21 protein-coding genes are annotated in these 23,483 nt (G+C 43.0%); 12 read left to right on the top strand and 9 right to left on the bottom strand.

The features are described 5' to 3' along the window. Positions 1-9 precede the first annotated feature (9 nt). The 3 genes from CYCPU_RS0101020 to CYCPU_RS0101010 all read right to left on the bottom strand — a co-directional run bounded on the left by CYCPU_RS0101020 (position 10) and on the right by CYCPU_RS0101010 (position 3,016). Positions 10-1,998: a cytochrome c biogenesis protein ResB gene (locus CYCPU_RS0101020; protein ID WP_026362539.1), complete on the bottom strand. Its 1,989-nt coding sequence runs from the start codon at positions 1,996-1,998 to the stop codon at positions 10-12. An 88-nt stretch (positions 1,999-2,086) separates the two neighbouring features. Then, positions 2,087-2,698, bottom strand: coding sequence for a c-type cytochrome (locus tag CYCPU_RS0101015; protein WP_015005014.1), 612 nt, complete (start codon positions 2,696-2,698; stop codon positions 2,087-2,089). 15 nt (positions 2,699-2,713) lie between these two features. Continuing rightward, positions 2,714-3,016, bottom strand: a complete 303-nt coding sequence (locus CYCPU_RS0101010; protein ID WP_015005013.1) for a c-type cytochrome — start codon at positions 3,014-3,016, stop codon at positions 2,714-2,716. A gap of 157 nt (positions 3,017-3,173) precedes the next feature. Here CYCPU_RS0101010 and yihA point away from each other — a divergent pair, with 157 nt between their 5' ends. After that, entirely contained in the window at positions 3,174-3,776 is a 603-nt protein-coding gene (yihA, locus tag CYCPU_RS0101005; RefSeq protein WP_020161690.1) for a ribosome biogenesis GTP-binding protein YihA/YsxC, read from the top strand. Positions 3,777-4,004: 228 nt separating this feature from the next. Here yihA and polA read toward each other — a convergent pair whose 3' ends face one another. Further along, a complete protein-coding gene (polA, locus tag CYCPU_RS11635) occupies positions 4,005-6,722 on the bottom strand; it encodes a DNA polymerase I (protein WP_020161689.1) in 2,718 nt (905 codons plus the stop codon). A gap of 145 nt (positions 6,723-6,867) precedes the next feature. Here polA and CYCPU_RS0100990 point away from each other — a divergent pair, with 145 nt between their 5' ends. The 7 genes from CYCPU_RS0100990 (at position 6,868) to CYCPU_RS0100955 (ending at position 13,868) form a co-directional block, all read left to right on the top strand. Further along, on the top strand, positions 6,868-7,545 hold the full coding sequence (locus CYCPU_RS0100990; RefSeq protein ID WP_015005010.1) for an LOG family protein: 678 nt from the start codon (positions 6,868-6,870) through the stop codon (positions 7,543-7,545). 81 nt (positions 7,546-7,626) lie between these two features. Next, positions 7,627-7,968, top strand: a complete 342-nt coding sequence (locus CYCPU_RS0100985; RefSeq protein WP_015005009.1) for a DUF2782 domain-containing protein — start codon at positions 7,627-7,629, stop codon at positions 7,966-7,968. Between the two features lie 22 nt (positions 7,969-7,990). Beyond that, positions 7,991-8,935, top strand: coding sequence for a homoserine kinase (locus CYCPU_RS0100980; RefSeq protein WP_015005008.1), 945 nt, complete (start codon positions 7,991-7,993; stop codon positions 8,933-8,935). Between the two features lie 354 nt (positions 8,936-9,289). Then, a complete protein-coding gene (locus CYCPU_RS0100970; RefSeq protein WP_015005006.1) occupies positions 9,290-9,712 on the top strand; it encodes a TRAP transporter small permease subunit in 423 nt (140 codons plus the stop codon). After that, the gene (locus CYCPU_RS0100965) at positions 9,702-11,078 is read left to right on the top strand and encodes a TRAP transporter large permease (RefSeq protein ID WP_020161686.1); all 1,377 of its coding nucleotides are present in this window, start codon (positions 9,702-9,704) and stop codon (positions 11,076-11,078) included. The genes CYCPU_RS0100970 and CYCPU_RS0100965 overlap by 11 nt, the downstream gene beginning before the upstream one ends. A 94-nt stretch (positions 11,079-11,172) precedes the next feature. Next, positions 11,173-13,308 carry a 5-histidylcysteine sulfoxide synthase gene (gene ovoA, locus CYCPU_RS0100960; protein ID WP_016390387.1) on the top strand — a complete coding sequence of 712 codons (2,136 nt, stop codon included), beginning with the start codon at positions 11,173-11,175 and terminating at the stop codon, positions 13,306-13,308. Positions 13,309-13,310: 2 nt separating this feature from the next. Next, positions 13,311-13,868 carry an antibiotic biosynthesis monooxygenase gene (locus CYCPU_RS0100955; RefSeq protein ID WP_016390386.1) on the top strand — a complete coding sequence of 186 codons (558 nt, stop codon included), beginning with the start codon at positions 13,311-13,313 and terminating at the stop codon, positions 13,866-13,868. A gap of 24 nt (positions 13,869-13,892) precedes the next feature. Here CYCPU_RS0100955 and CYCPU_RS0100950 read toward each other — a convergent pair whose 3' ends face one another. Both CYCPU_RS0100950 and CYCPU_RS0100945 read right to left on the bottom strand, forming a co-directional pair. Beyond that, the gene (locus tag CYCPU_RS0100950) at positions 13,893-14,336 is read right to left on the bottom strand and encodes a group III truncated hemoglobin (RefSeq protein ID WP_015005002.1); all 444 of its coding nucleotides are present in this window, start codon (positions 14,334-14,336) and stop codon (positions 13,893-13,895) included. A gap of 108 nt (positions 14,337-14,444) precedes the next feature. After that, the gene (locus tag CYCPU_RS0100945) at positions 14,445-15,533 is read right to left on the bottom strand and encodes a TRAP transporter substrate-binding protein (protein WP_020161685.1); all 1,089 of its coding nucleotides are present in this window, start codon (positions 15,531-15,533) and stop codon (positions 14,445-14,447) included. Positions 15,534-15,872: 339 nt separating this feature from the next. On the opposite strand from CYCPU_RS0100945, the gene CYCPU_RS0100940 reads away from it, so the two are divergent. Both CYCPU_RS0100940 and CYCPU_RS0100935 read left to right on the top strand, forming a co-directional pair. Beyond that, positions 15,873-16,370, top strand: a complete 498-nt coding sequence (locus CYCPU_RS0100940; RefSeq protein WP_015005000.1) for a TIGR00645 family protein — start codon at positions 15,873-15,875, stop codon at positions 16,368-16,370. A gap of 17 nt (positions 16,371-16,387) precedes the next feature. After that, a complete protein-coding gene (locus tag CYCPU_RS0100935) occupies positions 16,388-17,428 on the top strand; it encodes an aldo/keto reductase (RefSeq protein WP_020161684.1) in 1,041 nt (346 codons plus the stop codon). Positions 17,429-17,480: 52 nt separating this feature from the next. On the opposite strand, the gene CYCPU_RS0100930 is transcribed toward CYCPU_RS0100935, so the two are convergent. Beyond that, positions 17,481-17,756: a hypothetical protein gene (locus CYCPU_RS0100930; RefSeq protein WP_232228507.1), complete on the bottom strand. Its 276-nt coding sequence runs from the start codon at positions 17,754-17,756 to the stop codon at positions 17,481-17,483. A gap of 382 nt (positions 17,757-18,138) precedes the next feature. Between CYCPU_RS0100930 and CYCPU_RS0100925 the strand changes: the two genes are divergently transcribed. Then, positions 18,139-19,596: an aldehyde dehydrogenase gene (locus CYCPU_RS0100925; RefSeq protein ID WP_015004997.1), complete on the top strand. Its 1,458-nt coding sequence runs from the start codon at positions 18,139-18,141 to the stop codon at positions 19,594-19,596. A gap of 51 nt (positions 19,597-19,647) precedes the next feature. Here the strand turns inward: CYCPU_RS0100925 and uvrD are convergent, their stop codons facing one another. After that, on the bottom strand, positions 19,648-21,813 hold the full coding sequence (gene uvrD, locus CYCPU_RS0100920; protein ID WP_020161683.1) for a DNA helicase II: 2,166 nt from the start codon (positions 21,811-21,813) through the stop codon (positions 19,648-19,650). 136 nt (positions 21,814-21,949) lie between these two features. Here uvrD and CYCPU_RS0100915 point away from each other — a divergent pair, with 136 nt between their 5' ends. Beyond that, positions 21,950-22,567: a class I SAM-dependent methyltransferase gene (locus CYCPU_RS0100915; protein WP_016390379.1), complete on the top strand. Its 618-nt coding sequence runs from the start codon at positions 21,950-21,952 to the stop codon at positions 22,565-22,567. A 22-nt stretch (positions 22,568-22,589) separates the two neighbouring features. Here CYCPU_RS0100915 and CYCPU_RS0100910 read toward each other — a convergent pair whose 3' ends face one another. Then, positions 22,590-23,420 (bottom strand): sterol desaturase family protein, encoded by an 831-nt coding sequence (locus tag CYCPU_RS0100910; protein WP_020161682.1) that lies wholly within the window; start codon positions 23,418-23,420, stop codon positions 22,590-22,592. Positions 23,421-23,483 lie beyond the last annotated feature (63 nt).

The following is a 23,483-nucleotide window of genomic DNA, read 5'->3' as shown; positions in this document are numbered from 1 at the left end:
ATCGTTACCTTAACCTGTTAAAACACGATCAAACTGTGCTTGGATCTGTTTATATTGTTTCGAAAAGTCTAATTTATTTCTAATCGCATGACCGGCCAAAACAAACCTTAGCCCGCCATCTTTTTCTTCCAGTCGTGCCCATAACCGCTGCTGAGGGGCATAAAACATTAAGAACACCCCTAATATCAGCATCGCACAGCCCGGGTAAACTAAGTTCTTCCCTGGTGCCTTCGCAATTTGCAAGCCACTCGCTTGCAAATGGACAAAGCTAGCAAGTTGAAAATAGACTGGTGAGCCATAACGGCCAATTGCACTCATTGCAGCCGAGGCAGCATCAAAAAACTCAGCCTTTTTTTCATCTATACCTAAGCTGACATCTACGCCTTCATTCAACAATACATCAACATATACTGCGCCCAACATTTGTTGAAGCACCCTAACGTAAAGTTTGGTGACTTCTTCACGTTTATCAGCTGGTACATTTTTCTCAACATTATCGATCACGCCATCCATTCCATTTTCAATAAATAGCCCTACCAATTTAATCATCGCTTCGTTTAATTGCGCAGCATCAGTAGACGGTAAGGTCGAACCGGCAAAATTTTGCTCTGTTACTATTCTACGCAACAACTCTTCATTACCAAGCGCATGCAGATAATTCATAAACCGTTTTATACTGCCTTTATCGTCTGCGGGAATATACAAATACCTAAACTCCTCAGCCGGTGAACTACGCACCCCACTTAAATAATAATATGCACCTTCTTTTTCTACTGGCACCATATAGTTTAAATACTCTTTCGCTTCGCCCGTTTTGTCACGCATTTTAAACTGTACGCTAGGGCCTGCATTTTCAAACTTTTTATCCGCCTCTGCCGATGGATTGATATTAAATAATCGAAAATCAGATGGTTCTAGAATCCACCTCTCACCAGATAAATTTATTGGTACTTCCGCACCAACCTTAGTGTCCACCTTTTTACCTACATTACTTTCGCCGTTTAGTGGCCAAGCAAGCATTTCTAGTTTAGAGCCACCATCAGAAAAACTGGCCTGATAAATAGAATACCCATCGTAGATTAACGGATGATTAACGGAAATAGTTTGCTCTAAGGGTTGATCCAAGCGCTCGTCATAAATCACCAAATCACTTTCAAATGATTTCGGCTGACCGCTTTCATAATGCTCTATTCTAAAATCTTTAACTTCCACCGTGAAAGGCAGCTCTTGCACCAAGTAACCGTCTTTATAGTTAAGAAACAAGACATCTGTTTGACGACCTTCTGGTATCGAAACACTGCCTCTAAAAGACTGATTATTAATACCTAAGCGACTGACCTCAGGCACCTCATTGGCTACAATGTTTTGAGTTTCAGGTATGATTTGACCCAACATTTCTCGTGCTTTCAAGACTGCATTACCATCTATCAAGCCACCAATACAGATAAGCACAATAGCTACGTGCGTTAAAATATAGCCCAGTCTGCTAGCCCCTCCTTTCATACCAGCAATCAAGGTATAAGACTCACCCTCTTTCAGCCGAGCACTATAGCCATTATGTGAGAATATCTTTTGCGTAACATGCTGCACATCAGCCATCGGTTGAGGTAACGTCCAACTATAGGTGTTTGAATAATTCTCCAAGGTTTTAAGTTGGACATTTTGCCTATATTCACGCATTTCGCGCAACATATTTGGCGCGTTTTTATAAATACAAGTACTGGTAGAGAGCACCAGAAAAAGCAAAATAAATAAAAACCAACTGGACGAATAAACATCATAGAGCCCAAGTTGATTAAACACATCAAACCAAAAGGGTCCAAATTTTATTATATAGTCTGTGTATGACTGGTTTTGCTGTAAAACCGTCCCAATAATGGCCGCTATAGATAGCGCCACTAAAAGGGTTATCGCCAAGTTCATCGACCCCATAAACTTCAACAACAAGGCTGAGGTTCTAACTGACGAAGTACTTGTCGCTGGTTGTGGATTTTTCATAAGAAATTTTAGGTCGCGCTTGCGCAAGCACTAAGCTAATAGCAAAAAGGGGCAGCAAACTGCCCCTTTTTGCAGAAAAAACGTTCGTTTAGTGCAAACCAGAAATATATGATGAAACTGCTTCAATTTCTTTATTGTTCATCCGACCAGCAATGTCACGCATCATTGCTTGATGATCGTTATTTCGTGTTTCTGCTTTGAAATCCTTCAGCGCTTTAGATAAATAAGCTGCGTGCTGACCGCCAATACGTGGGAAACGCGCTGGCGCACTACCTGCCCCATTAGGGCCATGACATGCAATACAAGCCGGTAAACCATTATCAACCTTTCCAGCACGGTATATCTTTTCGCCCAGCTTAATTTTATCTGCGCTAGCCGCCTCAACCGTTGACGGCACGCTGGCAAAGTAAGCCGCTAAATTTTCAATATCAACATCTGTCAAACCGGCAACCATTGGCGCCATTGTTGGGTCATTTCGTTTTTTACTTCGAAAGTCGTGCAGTTCTTTTTCAATATAATAAGCATGCTGCCCCGCTAACTTTGGCCACATCGGATTGGAGCTGATGCCATTTTGACCGTGGCAAGCCGCGCAAACTGCCGCACTCGCCTTGCCGGCTTCAATATCACCAACGGCAAAAGCATTCGTTGATACTAAGGCAGTAAAAAAACAAACCAATAATATGTTCAATTTCATCATCATTCCAAGCCTACTTATTTATTTAATTCCAGCATAATATGCCGCAAGATTCGCCACGTCATCGTCAGTTAAAGCGCTAACCATCGCCTGCATTGAAGGGTCTTTGCGCACACCTGAACGAAAGTTGTTTATTTGCTTTACCAAGTACTGTTCTTTTTGACCCGCTAAATTAGGGTAAATACCCATAGGACTAATGCCAGCCACACCATGGCAAGCCGCACATTGCGCTGATTTTGCTTTACCTGCTGCCGCATCACCCGCCCATGATTGACCAGTAATTGATAGCAGTAAAACGGCTATCGCCAGTAACACCTTATTCATCTTTATTTCTCCAATATATTTAGCTTAACGCTAGACTAGCGCGTAATTTTACAATAAATTTAATTGAATTTAGTATTTTTCTAAGTGATTTGTTGTTATCCCCACTGCAAATTGCTTGCTCCGGTACAATAAACAAATTTATCGCTTGGCTTGTAACATGAACCCTCTTTATCACCGCGCAGAATACTTACTAAACGCTCCCAACCTCAAAACAACTCCTAAAGGGGTTGAATATGAGGTGGCCTTTGCTGGTAGATCTAATGCTGGAAAATCCAGCGCCATCAACACATTGACCAACCAAAAAAGCCTCGCCAGAACCAGCAAAACGCCCGGCAGAACTCAACAACTTGTCTATTTTAAGCTTGATGATCAGCGCTGTCTTGTTGATTTACCCGGCTATGGCTTCGCTAAAGTCCCGCCTAAAATTCAGCAACAGTGGCAAACTGAGCTTGAGCGCTACCTAGAAAAAAGGCAGGCACTGCACGGTCTGGTTTTACTCGTCGATATCCGACGCTCTTTAGGTGAGTACGATAGGCAAATGATTGACTATGCTACTCATCTAAATTTGGACGTATTTGTAGCCCTAACCAAGGCCGACAAACTTAATCGAAATAACGCTAAAAACACTTTGTTTGCCGTTCAAAAACAACTTAAAGATTCACCTGGAAATGTACAAGTTGAGCTATTTTCTTCGCTAAAAAAAGAAGGCATCGAACAACTACATAACTGGTTGGATGAACACCTTAATGTACAAAAATAACAGGCAAAAAAAAGCTCTAGAACCATACAAATAGCCTAGAGCCTTATAAAAACCCGGTTATTGCTAACCGGAAACTTGCTCAAGGGGAGGGGAAGTTTATGAGCAAGTATATCTTTACAGATACAACTGAATAGACTGCGCGTTTTAAAAAAAGTTCAACATTAAGTATTTTTTCAACACGCGCCTATCCTTCAAAGCTCTGTTCAGTTACAGCAAACATATCACCGATCAATGCGCTTCATCCCAGTTCTTACCCATACCAACATCCACGACTAATGGCACATCCAAAGATGCTGCCCCACTCATTTTTTGTTGAATAATGCTCGCGGCCTGATCTAAATAACTGTTTTCGACTTCAAACACTAATTCATCATGCACCTGCATCACCATTCGCACAGCAGGTTTATCAACTTGCAACCAATTATCCACCGATAACATGGCTAACTTAATAATATCTGCCGCTGTTCCTTGCATGGGCGCATTAATAGCTGTTCTTTCAGCATACTGCCTACGTTGTCCATTCTTAGCCAGAATATCAGGCAGGTATAAACGTCGACCGAATAACGTTTCAATATACCCTTGCTCACGCGCCAGCTCACGTGTTTCGTCCATATATTGTTTTACGCCTGGATACCTTTCAAAATACAAATTGATATAGCCTTGAGCAGCGCCGCGATCAATATCTAACTGTTTCGCTAAACCAAACGCAGACATGCCATAAATTAAGCCGAAATTAATCGCCTTAGCCGAACGGCGCTGATGAGTCTCAACTTGATCAACGGGCACACCAAACACTTCTGCTGCTGTTGCCTTATGCACATCTAAACCCTCTTTAAAGGCTTGCAAAAGCCCCGTGTCTTGCGATAAATGCGCCATAATCCGCAACTCAATTTGTGAATAATCAGCTGCCATGACAGTAAAGCCTTCCTCTGCAATAAATGCTTGGCGAATCCTTCGACCTTCTTCACTGCGTACCGGAATATTCTGTAAATTCGGATCAGATGAAGATAATCGTCCCGTTGCCGCAACCGCTTGGTGATAGGAAGTATGCACACGCCCAGTTACTGGGTTAATTTGTTTTGGTAATTTATCGGTATAGGTTGAGCGTAACTTACTCAAACTACGGTGCTCAAGAATCAAGCGCGGCAAGGGAAAGTCAACGGCTAAATCTTGCAAAACGCTCTCCGCCGTCGAAGGTTGACCCTTGGGTGTTTTCTTTAAGACTGGCAAGCCTAATTTATCGTACAGAATCTCTTGAATTTGCTTTGGCGACCCCAGATTAAATGGTTGGCCCGCAGCCTCATGGGCCTGCGTTTCCAAGGCTTTAATGCTGGCTGTTAATTCGCCACTTTGCTGGCTTAACATTTGCTCATCAACCAACACCCCTGTTTGCTCCATTCTGGCTAACACAGGCACCAGTGGCATTTCTATCGTTTCATAGACCGTTGCCAAACTGTCTATTTGCTTTAACTGAGGAAAAATATGCTGATGCAAACGTAACGTAATATCAGCATCTTCCGCTGCGTAAGGTGCTGCCAGCTCAATAGACACTTGATCAAAACATATTTGTTTTGCGCCTTTACCCGCCACATCTTCGTAATGAATAGTTTCTTGCCCCAAGTATTTTTCAGCCAAGGCATCCATATTGTGCCGCGACGCAGTGCTATTTAAAACGTAAGACTGAAGCATAGTATCGTGACAAATTCCCGCCAAGCTAATACCGTGATTAGCAAGCACGTTCGCATCATATTTAAGATTTTGACCGACCTTACGAGCACTTTCTGACTCCAACAAGGGTTTTAATTGATCCAGCACCCATTGCCTAGATAGTTGTTGTGGCGCACCGGGATAGCTATGAGCCAACGGAACATAGGCCGCATGACCTGCTTCAATAGCAAATGAAACACCCACGACCAACGCTTTCGTATAGTCTAAATGTGTTGTTTCGGTATCAAAGGCAAACAACTCTGCCTCTGTCAGCTTTGCCAACCATTGGTTAAATGTTGCTTCATCTAGAATCGTTTCTACGGTTAATTCAGTTTTTGCCGGTAACGGTTTCTCATCCACCTGTTCGCTGGCAACCGTCGACGCCTTTGTTCCACCCAACTGTTTTAACCATGAATTAAACTCATAATGGCTTACCATCTCCTTTAAGGTTTCTGTATCCGGCTGCGTTCTTATTAAATCCGCCGGAGCCTTATCTAACGGTACATCACATTTAATCGTTACGAGCTCTTTTGATAACGGAATCGCATCAAGGTGATCACGCAAACTCTCACCTACTTTGCCTTTTACTTCATCAGCCCTTGCGATAATTTCATCCAGTGAACCGTATGCATTGAGCCACTTTGTAGCCGTTTTTGGTCCCACTTTAGGCACACCCGGAATATTGTCGGAGGTATCGCCCATCAAGGCTAAATAATCAATAATCATGTCAGGCGGCACACCAAACTTTTCCTTCACGCCTTCTTCGTCCAGCCATTGGTTATTCATTGTGTTAATTAATGACGTTTTATTGGTGACCAGCTGCGCAATGTCTTTATCGCCTGTTGAAATAACAACATTAAGATCTTCCTCTTCGGCCTGCTTAGCCAATGTACCGATCACATCATCCGCCTCAACACCTGGCTCCATAACTAAAGGTAGCCCCATTGCTTTTATTAACTGATGTAATGGCTTAATTTGCTCTCGCAACTCGTCAGGCATTGACGCCCTGTTGGCTTTATACTCAGGATACATATCATTACGAAACGTTTTTCCTGGGGCATCAAATATGACTCCAAAATATGCCTCTGGGTACGTCTCAACCAGTTTTTTAAGCATGTTTGTTACGCCTAAAATGGCGTTGGTGTATTCACCTTTTGAGTTTGTTAATAATGGCAGTGCATGATAGGCACGAAATAAGTAAGAAGAGCCATCTACCAATACCAATGTTTTTTCAGCCATGAACCTATCCAATATTTATATACGCAAGATTATACCCAAGGGTATCAAGCAAAGAACATAAGTTTCACTCAAGCAACATCGATCCTTTAATTTAGCCTTATACTGCGCAAACCGATTACCATGTTATAAAAAACAGGAGCAGCAGATGAGCGATCAAAAACGCGAAGCATGGAAAATTTTTCAAATTATTGCCGAATTCGTCGATGGTTTTGAACAGCTCTCACACATTAAGCCTGCCGTCAGTGTCTACGGTTCTGCACGGCTCAATGAAGATCACCCTGATTACCAACGCGCCGAAGCCATTTCCCTTGCCTTATCCAACGCCGGCTTTTCTGTTATTAGCGGTGGCGGCCCTGGCATTATGGAAGCTGCCAATAAAGGCGCCTTTAAAGGGCCGTCTTCAAGCATAGGGCTTAATATTCTGTTACCACATGAACAACAGTCCAACCCTTACCAAGACGTCAGCTTAAATTTCAGACATTTTTTTGCCCGTAAAGTCATGTTTGTCAAATACGCCACCGCTTACGTTGTCTTACCGGGTGGCTACGGCACCTTAGACGAACTGGCTGAAATTTTAACCTTGGTTCAAACAGGCAAGACTCGAAAGATACCCATTATTCTCGTTAATAAAGAATTCTGGAACGGCCTAATTGATTGGTTTTCAAACACCTTAGTGGCAACAGGAACCCTTAAAAAAGAAGACCTCGATCTATTTCAGCTTTGTGAAACACCCGATGAGGTGCTAACAGCTATTTTTGACTTCTACGAGCAGCGTGGATTTGCGCCTTCTGCCGAAGAAGAAGAAATACTGCTAGAGCTTTAAAACCGCTAAAACAAAGCCAAATTGTAAAAACTCACCAGTTAGTGTCATAATTGGAGAAACACTTTATTCCAAAGGAAAATCATGCGCCGCTGCTTACCCATTATTCTAGCCCTACTACTGATGTATTTATCAAACGCTACGGCAGAAGATGCAAGACCGACTGTTGTCCCTGAGCCGCCCGAACTGCCTTCACAAATTGTCAGCGGTGAGAATATGTCACCTGACATTACAATCACCCGTAAAGAGAAAGAAACGATTACTGAGTACAGTGTTAACGGCAATGTTTACATGGTGAAAATTTCACCTAAAAACGCACCGGCTTATTATATGGTGGATACCGACGGTGATGGCAATTTGGAAACGCGCCGTTCAGACTTAGAAAAAGGCATGAACATTCCCCAATGGTTACTGTTTAGCTGGTAGTTCCAAAGCGGTTTTCTAAGTTATGTCTGTCTATACGGTCGTTGAGCGCGCCCAGCTGGTCGCTCATTTAACGCATTACGATTTGGGCCACCTTGTTAGCTTTCAAGGTATTAGTTCCGGTATTGAAAACACCAACTATTTTGTAACAACCACCCGCGGCCAATATGTATTAACGCTGTTTGAGGAATTAAAAGCAGAAGAGTTACCCTACTTTTTAACGATCATGGCTTTTGTCTCAGCCAAGGATGTCCCTAGTGCACAACCGATCCTCAATAAAGCAGGCAATTACCTATCTACCTTAAATGGTAAACCGGCAGCCATGGTAGAAAAGTTAGCCGGCACTGATGTTGACAGCCCCAATTCGACCCAATGCGCCGTTATTGGTCAGGCAATGGCAAATTTACACTTAGCCAGCTTAGAACTAGACATTTATCGCGACAATAGTCGAGGCGCTCACTGGCGACAACAAGCGGCAGAATTACTGTTACCATTAGTTGACCAAGATTCCGCTGAACTTATCAACAGCGAATTGGCTTTTCAGGCCCCCTATGACACATTAGGTCTACCTAAAAGCGTTATCCATGCCGATTTGTTTAGAGACAACGCCTTATTTTCTGGCGACCAGCTATCCGGCATTATTGACTTTTATTATGCCTGTAATGACTATTTTACTTACGATATAGCCGTTGCTGTAAATGACTGGTGCATCAACACTAATGGCTCCTTAGACAACACTCGCTTTAAAGCCTTTATGTCTGCTTACCAAGCTATTAGACCGCTGACAGAAGACGAAGTTAGACACTGGCCTATTGTAATACGTGCAGCTGCTTTTAGATTTTGGTTATCGCGCTTAAGAGACGTGCACTTTCCAAAAGAAGGCGAAATGACTCACCTAAAGGACCCTGATGCCATGAAACAAATTTTATTAGCCCGCCGGGAGCTTCCTAACAACTACTGTTTAGAATAATTATTAATCCGACCTTGCGCTAAGTAAACAAGCAGCCTTATTTTTTGAACAAGGCCTAACACCCCTCATTTGTTTCTTTGCAAACTCTACATGACCATATTTTTTCTTTTTTAAGCCCGCTAGAAACTTATCCAGCTTGGCCGTCTTCTGCAAAAGCCTCGCTAAACCCTCATCCTTTATTGTCCAACCTAATTTAACGCATAAGCCTGTATTCAGTTGACAACACATTGTAATATAGCCTCTTCGTTATGAAACTCAAACCACATGTTCAATACGCTGATCTGTCTTATAGACTCTATTAACAGGGTTATTTTTAATACCGTTTCTTGGTTCGTTGCTTTGATGGTTGTCGTTATGTTTGGCATTGTAACCTTACGTTACGGCTTCAACATCGGCTCGATCGCCGCACAAGAGTCCATAACCTACCTACATGGCTTAGTATTTATGTTGGCCATTGCACATACACTTAAAATAAATGGTCATGTACGTGTAGATATTTTCTATCAACGCCTAGGGCCGAAAGGTCGCGCTATCGTCAATTTGCTAGGCTCAGTGTTTTTATTGCTCCCCGTAAGTATCTTTATCGCACATGCCAGCTGGGACTACGTATCTACTTCGTGGGCTTACTTTGAAGGCTCTAGAGAAGCAGGTGGACTAGACGGTGTCTTCTTACTTAAATCGTTAATTCCACTGATGGCTTTTTTATTGTTCTTGCAAGGCTTATCGGAAATCATGAAATCAATTTGCACCTTACGCGAGGCTAATCATGGACGGTAGTATTGCCTTATGGATGTTTGCCGTTGTCTTTCTTGTTTTACTAATGGGCTACCCCGTTGCCATTAGTTTGGCAGGAACCGCTTTAATTTTTGCCTTTGCCGGTGATTACTTTGGCACCTTTGACACTGCTTTTTTAGCCGCCTTACCGAATCGATTATTTGGCATTATAGAAAACGACACATTAATTGCCGTTCCCTTATTTGTATTTATGGGCGTGATGCTAGAAAAGGCTAAAATTGCCGAAAGCCTGCTTGAAAACATGTCTAAGCTATTTGGCACCCTACCGGGCGGTTTAGGTTTCTCGGTTGTATTAGTTGGTATGTTAATGGCTGCAAGCACCGGTATTGTCGGGGCCACCGTTGTAACCATGGGGTTATTGTCTTTACCGACCATGCTAAAACGTCAATATGACCCGGCGCTGGCTTGCGGCACCATTTGTGCCTCTGGCACACTGGGTCAAATTATCCCCCCTTCCATTGTATTAGTGCTACTTGGCGATGTTATTTCATCTGCCTATCAGCAAGCTCAACTCGATATGGGCATTTTTTCGCCAGACACTGTTTCCGTTGGTGACCTGTTTGCTGGCGCCCTAATTCCAGGTATTTTATTAGTGGCTTTGTATTTAATATACTTAGCTGGCCTGGCTTTTTTTAAACCATCCAGCTGCCCGGCTTTACCCCGCCAACAGGTCGATAAATCACTTTATTTAGGCTTAATAACCGGCCTAATGCCGCCCTTGGTTTTAATTATCGCCGTCTTGGGTTCTATTATTGCCGGCATCGCAACACCAACCGAGGCCGCTTCTGTTGGCGCGGTAGGCGCAACTTTTCTCGCTTATTTAAAAAAACAACTTAGCCTTGCCCAATTAAAAGCTGTAACACAGGACACCACTCAGGTTACCAGTATGGTGTTTTTTATATTGATTGGCGCTTCGCTATTTTCGTTAGTTTTTAGAGGTTTTGGCGGAGATGAACTGATAGAAGAATTACTGTCTGACTTACCAGGTGGGGTATTCGGCGCTATGCTGGTGGTCATGCTGGTTATGTTTTTTTTAGGCTTCGTGTTAGATTTTATTGAAATAACCTTTGTTGTCGTACCCATTGTTGCGCCTATTTTATTAGCAATGGATATCAACCCAGTTTGGCTGGGCATTATGATTGCGTTAAACCTACAAACTTCGTTCCTTACACCACCTTTTGGATTTGCATTATTTTACTTACGCGGTGTTGCACCGGCGGCTATTAAAACCAGTCAAATATACCGAGGCGTTCTACCATTTATATTAATACAACTAGTCCTATTAGCCTTATTGGCTGTTTGGCCAGCGCTAACGACCTGGCTCCCCAGCATCATTTACAATAATTGACTTTAATCACCTATTAACAAATCTTATGTGTAATACCTTTGCTTTTTTCAAAGCCAGTAATAGACTAAAAGGAATGTAACCAACGAGGGGAAACATGTCATCCGTAGCAGAAGAAATTAATCATGACGTAAAAATAACTAAAACAGTTTTGCTGAACACAGGGTCCGTTGAACAAAAAAGAGAAGAAATTCGCGACTACCTACACAAAACATTTCAGCTAGAAGAACAGTTATACAGCACACTAAAACATGATGAGGCTTTTTATTTAAGGCCTGAATCTCTCCGTCACCCCCTTGTTTTTTATTACGGCCATACTGCTACTTTTTTCATCAATAAACTCAGCCTTGCCTCGCTGATCCAACGGCGTGTTAACCCGCGCTTTGAATCAATCTTCGCCGTCGGTGTGGATGAAATGTCGTGGGATGACTTGAATGAGGCCAATTACGATTGGCCTATCATTAGCGAGGTACAGACGTACCGACAAACCGTCTTAACACTGATTGATTCACTTATAAGCACCCTACCGCTCGAGCTTCCGATTACTTGGGAAAGCCCGTTTTGGCCTATTCTTATGGGCATTGAGCACCAACGTATCCATATTGAAACCTCTTCCGCTATTATTCGCCAAATGCCGCTTGAACATTTGCAGCAACATAGCACTTGGAATGTTTGCCCTCATGTAGGAGAAGCCCCTAGTAATGAACTGCTTAATGTTGAAAGTGGGCGCATTAAACTTGGTAAAGATAAAAACCACAAAACCTATGGCTGGGATAACGAATACGGTGAAAAAGTTGTCGATATTGAGGAGTTTTCCGCCAGTAAGTACCTTGTTTCTAATGCTGAGTTTCTCAGCTTCATAAAAGACAACGGCTATCACCAAAAAAGATTTTGGACCGAAGAAGGCTGGAACTGGGTGCAATATAAAAAACCCGAACACCCGCTTTTTTGGATACAAAAAGATGATCGCTACCTTCTTCGCACCTTATTAGAAGAGCAAGAAATGCCTTGGAACTGGCCAGCAGAGGTCAATTACTTAGAAGCAAAAGCGTTTTGTAACTGGCTTAGCGAAAAGAAAGGAAAACCTATTCGCCTACCCACCGAGGAGCAATGGCAACACTTACACCAGCTTCACAATATTCCTGACCAACCAGAGTGGGAACAAGCACCCGGCAACATTAATCTGGAACATTGGGCATCTGCCTGCCCAGTTGATCACTTTGCCTTTGGCGAATTTCACGACTTAATCGGCAACGCATGGCAATGGACAGAAACACCCATCAGTGGCTTTGATGGCTTTGAAGTTCACCCGTTATATGACGATTTTTCCACCCCCACCTTTGACACACAACATAATTTAATTAAAGGCGGCTGTTGGATTTCAACCGGCAACGAGGCCACCAAACACGCACGCTATGCCTTTAGGCGCCACTTTTATCAACATGCGGGATTCCGCTATGTAGAATCAACACAACCTATGGAAAAACCATCTGCTATGTACGAAACCGATACCGCTGTCTCTCAGTATTGCCACTTTCATTACGGCCCGACTTACTTTGATGTAAAAGACCTTTCTGCTCATTGTGTTCAATTATGTTTGGAACAACTGCAAGATAAACCCACCACTCGCGCACTTGATTTAGGTTGCGCCGTTGGCAGGGCTTCTTTTGAACTGGCACAACATTTTGATGCGGTCACTGGCATCGACTTTTCTGCGCGCTTTATCCGCATTGCTCATCAAATGCAGCAAAAAGGCAAAATTCATTATGAGCTAATCGAAGAAGGTGAAATAGTCTCCTATCATGAACAAACTTTAGAGCACATTGGCCTTAGCAACAATCGCGACAATATTGAGTTTTTTCAAGGTGATGCTACCAACCTAAAACCACAATTTACCAATTATGACTTAGTACTGGCCATTAACCTTATTGACCGTTTACGCACACCCGCCGTTTTCCTAAATGATATTCGCCACAGAATTAACGTCGGCGGCCTATTGGCCATTGCTTCACCATACACATGGCTGGAAGAGTTCACGCCTAAAGAAAACTGGTTAGGCGGCATTCGTAAGGATGGCGAGCCATATTCCACCTTAGAAGGCTTAAAAGATCACTTAGGTGAGCATTTTAAATTAGTTAACGACCCCACCGATGTGCCCTTTGTTATTCGCGATACCAGTCGAAAATTTCAGCACAGCTTTAGTCAGCTGAGTATTTGGCAACGTACTAGTTAATAATGGCTGACACAGACAATACCGCCGTTACCGTTTCAATTGCACGCAAGGTAAAAAAAGGCGCAGAACAACAGTATGAAGACTGGCTACACCGGCTTTCTGAGGTGGCCACTAAATTTCCCGGGCACCAAGGTGTGCACATCCTAAAGCCATCTGCACAAACAGGCGGTGATTATGTGCTTATTGTTGGTTTTAATTCCTATGCACACCAAAAAAAATGGGAAGAGTCTGAACAAAGGCAGCGCTTTTTAGATGAACTTGATGAAAAAGGGCTTATTGAAGGCAGTACAAAAATAAAGAAAGTTTCTGGGTTAGAATTTTGGTTTACCTTGCCAGAAGTGCCCAGTAGCGCCGCACCTAACCGGCACAAAATGGCCCTAGTGCTAATGGTCGTGGTATTTTCTTTATTAGTAACCATTAACCAAGTATTTGCGCCTTGGTTGTCAACCTTAACGCCTATACTAAAACTTGCCATTATGGTGGTGGGACAAGTCTTACTGATGACTTACCTTGTTATGCCAGCAGTCACACGCTTGCTTAAAAACTGGTTATATCGCTAAGGAGGTTAACGCCCTAAACGAGCACTAAGACTCTTGATGTTGCTGCAAATCAGTACGAATCCACTCTGCCATTTTAGTAGCACGGACAAGCCAAATGTCTGCGTACTTCTTTGGCAAGTGCTCATATAAATTACGCGAGAATAACGCCACCCAATCATCAACCAGGCTTGGTGGAATTTTTAAATAGCGGTGTACGGCATGGGGGTTATAAATATCTTCACGATAACGCTTACCGCCTAAATCAATCCACCAAAAATGACCTATTCGTTGTTTAAGCTCGTCCCAATCTTTCACCTCAGAAAAGTAACCACCAAGCGTTGGATGCACTTTGATAAGGTCATAAAAACTGCTAACCACCTGCTGAATGGTTTCTTTACCAAGCGTCAAATGCAACTCTCGATAAGCCCTATCAGCATTTATCTCCCCTGCTCGTTTATCAGACTCTTTATTTTCAGACGAATCATTCATAATCATTAGCCTTTTTCGTTAAAACATTACTCAAACAGTGCATTAAAAAATGCGGCGCAAGTTTTTAAAATTAGTTTCATTCTTTCAGCTCAGTTGATGTATGAAACGTTAAGCTCCTAACCCCCTAGCCCGCATGTATGCATACTCTGACACATCCGACCATTTAATCGCTTGCTGCTGAAAGCTACTATACGAGGCATAAACTTTTTGTGAGAACGCATCTCTATCTACAATGTCCTGTACCACTTCATTGGATAGCCAGTGAAGTTTTTTCAGCACATCATCCGGTAGGGCTTTAACACTGACTTGATGCTTATTTACTAAGGTGTCTAATGCTGCATTATTTTTTGCGCTAAATTCTGAAATCATGTCCATACTAGCGTCTTTACATGCGTGTTTTACAATGGCTTGCAAATCTTTCGGTAACGACTCAAAGGTCTGTTTATTAACAAATGTTTCTAGCGTTGAGCCAGGCTCATGCCAACCAGGGTAATAATAGTTTTTTGCTGCTTTATACAAACCAAAGGCCAAGTCGTTATAAGGCCCAATCCATTCGGTTGCATCAATAGCACCTGATTGCAGTGAGGTAAAGATTTCACCGCCTGGCATACTGACGGGCGTTCCACCTGCACGGCTTAACACTTCGCCACCTAGACCAGGAATACGCATTTTTAAACCTTGCAAGTCATCCACAGAGTTAATATCTTTACGAAACCAGCCGGCCATTTGAACACCTGTATTACCCGTTGCCATAGGCACTAGGTTAAATCGGTCGTACAGTTCCTCCCATAACGCAAGGCCGCCACCGTAATACAACCAACCGTTAACTTCCTGTGCTGTCATTCCAAAAGGGATGGCGGAAAAGAATTGCGCCGTTTCACTCTTGCCTTTCCAATAATACGGCGCACCGTGACCCATTTCTACAGTGCCACGAGACACTGCGTCAAAGGCTTCAAAAGCAGGGACCAGTTCGTTGGCACCATATACTTTGATACGAATACGCCCCCCAGACATTTCCTCTATGGTTTTTGCTAAATAATTAGCATTTGTGCCTAATACGGGAAAGTTTTTGGGCCATGTTGTTACCATTTTCCATTTAAATTCTGGCTTGGCAGCTAAGGCCTTTCCACCCACAGCGAGTGACGTGGCTGCAACCATACCGCTGCCAAATGATTTCAGTACATCACGACGTTTCATTTATATGTTCTCCATTGACTCTTTAATGCAGCTTGCGACTGCTTTTTATTGATTAACTGCCAAGATATTCATCTTAATAACAATAGCACCCTGTTTTGCCATCTATCATTTAACAAGCGTTTTCTTGAATATAAACACCAAATCTGCCCAGTGTACGATATTTTAGTGTAATGAGGCCTTGCTCGCTAAAAAACACACAAAATAATGGCGCTTTTAACCCCCTAAAATTGAACCCACTAGCTATCTATATTACCGACAATACACCATAGAGAGAAGTGTTAAAAACTAGACTTAATCCATGTATACTAACTTTTTTATCACTGATCCCAATTCAATCTTATGCAGCGTATTGAACAACGCCTAGAAAAAATACTTTATGCCTCAAGGTGGCTACTCGCCCCTATCTACCTTGGTTTAAGCCTTGCTCTGATTTTATTATCTATCAAATTTTTTCAAGAAGCTTTTCACTTTTTCCCCATTATTTTATCCACTACAGAATCGGACATGGTGCTGGTGATTCTTTCGCTAGTTGATATGTCTTTGGTGGGTGGGCTAATTATTATGGTGATGCTCAGTGGTTACGAAAACTTTGTTTCGCGAATTGATATTGAAGAAGGTGCCGAAAAGCTGTCTTGGCTTGGCAAATTAGATTCTGGCTCGTTGAAACAAAAGGTAGCCGCCTCAATCGTCGCAATTTCTTCAATCCATTTACTTCAAAAGTTTATGAATGCCGAGCATATCGCCAACGATAAACTGATGTGGTACGTTATTCTGCATATTACTTTCGTCCTATCAGCCATTGGCATGGCTTGGGTCGATAAGATGAATAGACATTAAAAAAACAGGACCTCACTATGCAATACAGACAACTGGGTAGAACCGATCTTAACGTTAGTTTAATTGGCCTTGGCACCATGACGTGGGGCCGTCAAAACACGCAAGAAGAAGGGTTTGAGCAAATGGATTATGCTCTCACTCAGGGCATCAATTTTTTTGATACCGCTGAAATGTATGCTGTTCCACCAACACCTGACACCTACGGCAAAACTGAAACTATTATTGGTAACTGGTTTGCCTCACGTAAAAATCGCGACAAGGTGATCCTTGCGTCAAAAATTGCCGGGCCCGGTATGGAGTGGGTACGTGAGGGCAACAACTTTATTGACCGTAAAAATATTCTATTAGCCGTTGAAGACAGTTTAAAACGTTTACAAACCGACTACATCGACCTTTATCAACTGCATTGGCCAAACCGCGGTTCTTACCACTTTGGTCAAATTTGGGACTACGCTCCTAACTTTGACAAACAAGCGGTTGAAGACAACTTCATTGAAGTTCTTGAAACCATGGATGAGCTTATTAAGGCAGGCAAAATTCGCCATGTGGGTCTATCAAATGAAACTGCTTGGGGCACCTCTAAATGGCTAGAGTTGTCTGAAAAACATCAGTTGCCACGTATGGTATCGATTCAAAATGAATACTCATTAATGGCTAGGCACTTTGAGCCAGACCTTAGTGAAATTAGTCTACATGAAGATTGCAGCTTACTCGCTTGGTCGCCTTTAACTCGTGGTTTAATCAGCGGGAAATACCTTAACGGCGCTATGCCTGAAGGCACCCGTTTGGCTATTGATTCGCGTGTTGAACATCGTGCTAACGCACAAACTGATGCCACCATTGAAGCCTATATCGCGCTAGCTAAAAAACATCAGCTTGATGTTTGCCAAATGGCGTTAGCCTTTGTTAATCAGCAACCTTTTGTTAGCTCTAATTTAATTGGCGCTACCAGTATGCAGCAATTAAAAAGCAATATTGCGTCTATTGACCTAACGCTATCTGATGAAGTTAACGAGGGAATTAAAACCATTAGAAGACAATACCCTATGCCTTTTTAGGCCATATCTGACGTATCAAAACGACCTTTTATGCCAGTGCCCAACCAACGGGTTATTGCCCAACTTCATGATAAGGGTGCTGGCTAACAAAGTGTTGAAGCACTAACTTGAGCTTAGCACTTTGCACAAGGTTACCGCACGCTTCTGCCTCATGGATATCGTCTAAGATAATCTCTTTAATTGCTGGAACGCCAGCTTCAGTTTCAAGCAAGTAATGCCCTAGCTCTAACGCTACAATGTTTGGCACATGTTCATGCTCTGCGATAGCCTCTATTTCTTCGTTGGTGAGACCACTCAATTCGACACAATCTTCATATGTAAGCATCATTAACTCCTTTTTCTATATTCATTCCATACCCACTAATGTAGACAAATAACTCTAATTTTCTCTCAATAAAAACACCCTTAAAGTGCTAACAATCATGTATTTCTTGATCTCAATCATATATTCCACATAAATCCCATCTATTGAGCATTGGGCGCGTCGTTCAACACACAAAAATAACGGTCTAGCTCTAGGTTTACGGGCAAACCCTAGTTATGTCATGTATTCGTCAGCGTAATCTTAAGATTGCTCTTGCATAAGCACTATGCCTTTGCGAGCATACAACCACATGAATATCGATTAATTATCTTTTTCTCGAAATTCATTTGTAGTCATTGAAAAAAACATTCATAATTAAATGCTTATATAATAACAACGGAACACTATGAAAACCCAACTTATCATCAATAATGAGGCCGTAGACGCCTCAAATGGCGCAACATTTGAACGCCTAAATTCACTCACTGGCAACGTTGTTTCTCAAGGTGCTGCTGCAACCATTGACGATGCAAACAAAGCAGCTGAAACCGCTGCTATTGCTTTTAAAACTTGGTCAGAAACTGGCCCAACCGAGCGTCGCGCTTTATTACTCAAAGCAGCCGACATCCTAGAAAGCAAAACGAATGATATTATTCAAGCCATGGCTGCCGAAGTGGGCGCATCCGCCTTATGGTCTGGCTTTAACGTAATGATGGCAGCGGGTTTATTCCGTGAAGCCGCAGGCTTAACAACCCAAGTACAGGGTGAAACAATCCCAACGGATAAGCCTGACACTCTGTCTATGACATTCCGCCAACCCGTTGGTGTTGTGTTAAGTATGGCACCTTGGAATGGCCCTGTAGCGTTAGCAGCTAGAGCCATTGCCTACCCTATTGCATTTGGTAATACGGTTGTCTTTCGCGCTTCTGAAGTCAGCCCAAAAACGCATCTATTGGTTTGCGAAGCGCTGTTTGAGGCAGGTTTACCAGCAGGTGTTTTAAACGTTATCACACATGCTTCTGAAGACGCACCTCAAATCACTGAAGCATTGATTGCACACCCAGCCATCCGCCGCATTAACTTCACAGGCTCTACTCGTGTCGGCAGCATTATTGCCCAGCAAGCAGCAAAGCATTTAAAACGCTGTTTGCTTGAGTTAGGTGGAAAGTCTCCGCTAGTGATTCTAGACGATGCCAATATTGACGAAGCGGTTAGAGCGGCTGTGTTTGGTTGCTTCTTATATCAAGGTCAAATTTGCATGACAACAGGCCGTATCATCGTAGATGAAAAAGTGGCTGATGAATTTATAGAAAAATTTGCTGCCGCTACCGCACAACTGACCATGGGCAATCCAGCGGAACCCGGCAACGAAATGTGTATTGTTGGCCCACTGATTGACTCGTCCTCCGGTGAGCGCTTAAACAGTATTGTTAAAGATGCAGTAGACAAAGGCGCCAACGTTGTGTCTGGCGGAACAGCAGAGGGCGCATCGATGCCTGCCACTATTTTAGATAATGTTACTGCTGACATGCGTGCCTATCACGAGGAGTCTTTTGGTCCGGTTATTTCTATTATTCGCGTTAAAGACGATGAACAAGCACTGTTTGTTGCAAATGATACGGAATACGGTTTATCGGCCTCTGTCTTCAGCCGCGACTTCCCAAGAGCGATGAAAATGGCAAAACATATTGAATCGGGCATTTGTCACATTAACAGCGCAACTGTTAATGGCGAAGCTCAAGCGCCGTACGGCGGTACTAAAGCAACCGGTTATGGACGCTTCGATGGCCGCGCAGTGATTGATGAGTTTACCGAATTACGCTGGGTCACAGTTGCACCAAACCACGTGCACTACCCATTTTAAATTAATAGCTATTCCCCCAGCTTATTGAACATAAGCTGGGGCGTTTTAAGGCTAAACTTTATCTAATTTCGCATAGGCAAGCATTAGCCATTTACTACCCGCTGGAGAAAAATTAACCTGCACTCGCGCCTGCGCACCACTGCCTTCAATATTCAGCACCACACCTTCGCCGAATTTTGCATGCACGACATGCTCGCCCATTTTAAAACCAACGGCTGATTCATCACTAAAACTAGCTTGTTGATTGCTTACTACGGGGCGTGTTACACGAGTGCCTAAACGAACCTCCTGCATTAACTCTGCAGGAATTTCCCTAATGAAACGAGACGGCATCGGATAGCTTTCTTGCCCATGTAAACGACGCGATTCTGCAGAGGTCAAATACAACTTCTCCTTTGCTCGTGTAATACCAACATAGGCTAGCCGTCGCTCTTCTTCTAGTTTCGCTGCATCATCAACCGAGCGCTGACTAGGAAACAAGCCTTCTTCCATACCAACCATAAAGACCAGTGGAAACTCCAAGCCTTTTGCCGAATGCAGGGTCATCAATTGAACGCAGTCTTCAAATTTATCACCTTGAGCTTCACCAGCCTCTAAAGCAGCATGGGCTAAGAATGAGTCTAACTCACTCAACTCTTCAGCTTCATCAGCCTCATAGGCAAATTGACGCGCTGCATTGCTAAGCTCTTCTAAGTTTTCTACTCGTGCTTCGCCCTTCTCGCCTTTTTCTTTTTTATGATGTTCAATCAAACCAGAACGGCTAATTACCTGTTCAACTTTTTCATGTAAGCTCATCGATGCCATATCAACAACCAGTTGACGAATCAAGGCTAAAAAGCCCGTCAATGCATTTAATGCTCGACCAGTTAACGCCGCTTCCTCACATAACTCATTTGCTGCCTGCCAAAGGCTTATGCTTTTCCCACGAGCTTGCTCACGAATAATATCTAGCGTACGCGTACCTAGCCCACGTGTTGGCGTATTAACAATGCGCTCAAATGCCGCATCATTATCGTGATGGGTCGCCAGTTGCATATAGGCTAATGCATTTTTAATTTCTAACCGTTCGAAGAAACGATAACCACCATACACACGGTAAGGAATACCGGCAGCCATTAGATACTCTTCAAATAAGCGCGACTGAGCATTGGAGCGATATAAAATAGCGGCTTCTTCACGACTGTGCCCATTCGTCACCCAGTCTTTAATTCTATCAACAACAAAGCGCGCTTCATCCTGATCGTTATAGCCCGAATACAAAGAGATTAACTCGCCTTCCTCACCATCGGTCCATAACTCTTTACCCATCCGCCCATCGTTATTAACAATAATGGCATTGGCTGCTTTTAGGATGGTACTGGTGGAACGGTAATTTTGCTCTAAACGCACCACCTTATGTTCAGCATAATCTTTTTGAAAACGATGAATATTCTCAATCTTTGCACCACGCCAACCATAAATAGATTGATCGTCATCACCCACTACATATAAGTTTTCAGATTCTTCTGTGAGTAGCCGTAACCAAGCATATTGAATGGTATTGGTATCTTGAAACTCATCGACTAACACATGTTTAAAACGCTGCTGATAATGCGCTCTTACCGCATCGTTATCACGTAATAGCTCATGTGCTCTAAGTAATAATTCAGCAAAATCGACCAGCCCAGAGCGCTGACAAACTTGTTCATATTCTGCATAAATCTCTAACATTTTTTGCTCAAAATGATCACTCGACGGCGCAATATGTTTCGCTCGTTTACCTTCGTCTTTTTGTGCATTGATAAACCATTGGACTTGGCGAGGTGGCCAGCGTGAATCATCCACATTCATTGATTTAAGCAAACGCTTAATCATCCGAAATTGATCATCTGAATCTAGCACCTGAAACGCATCGGGTAAGCCCAGTTCTTGAGCATGCATTCTTAATAAACGATGGGCGATCCCATGAAAGGTGCCAATCCACATGCCACCAACCGGTGTTTTTAGCATCGATTGCACACGCTCACGCATTTCACCTGCCGCTTTATTAGTAAACGTTACCGCCAAAATACTATACGGCGAAACACCTTCAACCTGCATCAGCCAGGCAACTCGATGCACCAGCACACGCGTTTTACCACTGCCTGCCCCTGCTAAAATAAGTGCGGCCTTTTCTGGGCCACTCACTGCATCTCGCTGAGCATCGTTAAGCCCATCTAATATATGTGTAATATCCATGTGAATATTTTATACTGACCCGACACCAGTTTCATTGAAACAGACAAAAAATAACAACCTTTCATAAACCAATGCCCCGTTCGTTATTTAAGTTGCCTCGACTGACAAATGACAGCAAAAACTTTGGAATAAACAAATGGACGACATCAGCGCTAAAGAAACCACAACCATAAAGCATTACGAACATAATGCAGACGCTTTTTGGAGTGGCACAAAAGATCATGATGTTTCGCAAAACATTAAGGCCTTCTTAGCCGCCCTTCCAAAAGACAAAACCCTTAATATCCTTGATTTTGGCTGTGGTCCCGGCAGAGATTTAAAACACTTTAAATCCTTAGGGCACGTTCCAATAGGCCTAGATGGCTCGCCAACCTTTTGCAAAATGGCCACACAGTACAGCGGCTGCCCAACACTTAATCAAACCTTTGCCACGATGACGTTGCCCTTTGAACATTTTGATGGAGTTTTCGCCAATGCATCAATGTTTCATGTGCCAAGCTCACAACTTTTAAATGTATTGAATAAGTTGCATCAGTGCTTACGCCCAAATGGCATTTTATTTACGTCTAATCCACGCGGTAACGCTGAAGGCTGGCAAGGTCAGCGTTACGGGCATTACCAAGAGCTAGAGGACAGTAAAGCTTTTTTGGAGCAAGCCGGGTTCGAGATATTAACGCACTACTATCGCCCCGAAGGGAAACCACAAGAACAACAACCTTGGCTGGCTATTGTTAGCCGACAAATCCCTCGCTAAGCCAAACAAGCGCTTATTCAAATTACTTTTTAAGACTGCTTTCTCTTTGTTCATATAAGGCTGAATTAAAGGGTTGTTTTAACTGCCCAATAAATTGATCCCACCGCGTTTGATCAAATCTATCGCCTAAACCAAACCGTATCTTTTGAGGATCATCTCGCAAACAAAAGCTAGCAAAAACCCTATCCCAAATGGACAACACACTGGCGTAATTGGAATCTGTTTCGTTTTGCAAGTGCGAGTGGTGAACCCAATGAACATGAGGCGTAACAATAATGACACGCAATAATCTATCCAACGTAGCTGGAACAGCAACATTACTATGATGAATTAAAATAATCGGTAACGCTATCAACTCATAAATTAGCAACTGCTCTACGCTTAAGCCAATGATTGGCAATACCAATAAACGCAGAGCGCTTGAAAATATTATCTCTACGCTATGAAACCGCACCGCTGAACTGGCGTCCATTGCCGCATCCGAATGGTGGACAGCATGAAATCGCCATAAAAAGGGAATTGCATGATTGAGTCTATGCCAGCAATATTGCCAGCAATCGAATAACAATAGACCAATTAATAACTCAAGGTAGGGGCTTAATGTCAGCCAATTCAATAGGCCAAACGAATAGCCCACTGCCCATGTTGTGACTGACAACACCAATCCCGTGAACAAAATACTCGCTATAGCCGCATTTAAAACACCTAATAAAATATTAGCCGCATCATGCCTCAACCGTGGTTTGACAGCATCATAAAATCGAAACATCGGCGCTAGCATTTCTAGCATTACCAGCGTTGCTAATACCAGAGCAACAAGAACCGGCTTAGCAGCAAGATCCATTTCAGCCATGACTCAGCCTCAAGCGATTAATCAACTTACTCTGGTTAGGCCAGCTAATAACAACGCCAGCCT

Source organism: Cycloclasticus pugetii PS-1 (genome assembly GCF_000384415.1).
Taxonomy (GTDB): Bacteria; Pseudomonadota; Gammaproteobacteria; order Methylococcales; family Cycloclasticaceae; genus Cycloclasticus; species Cycloclasticus pugetii.
This window is presented reverse-complemented; position numbering and strand designations above follow the sequence as displayed.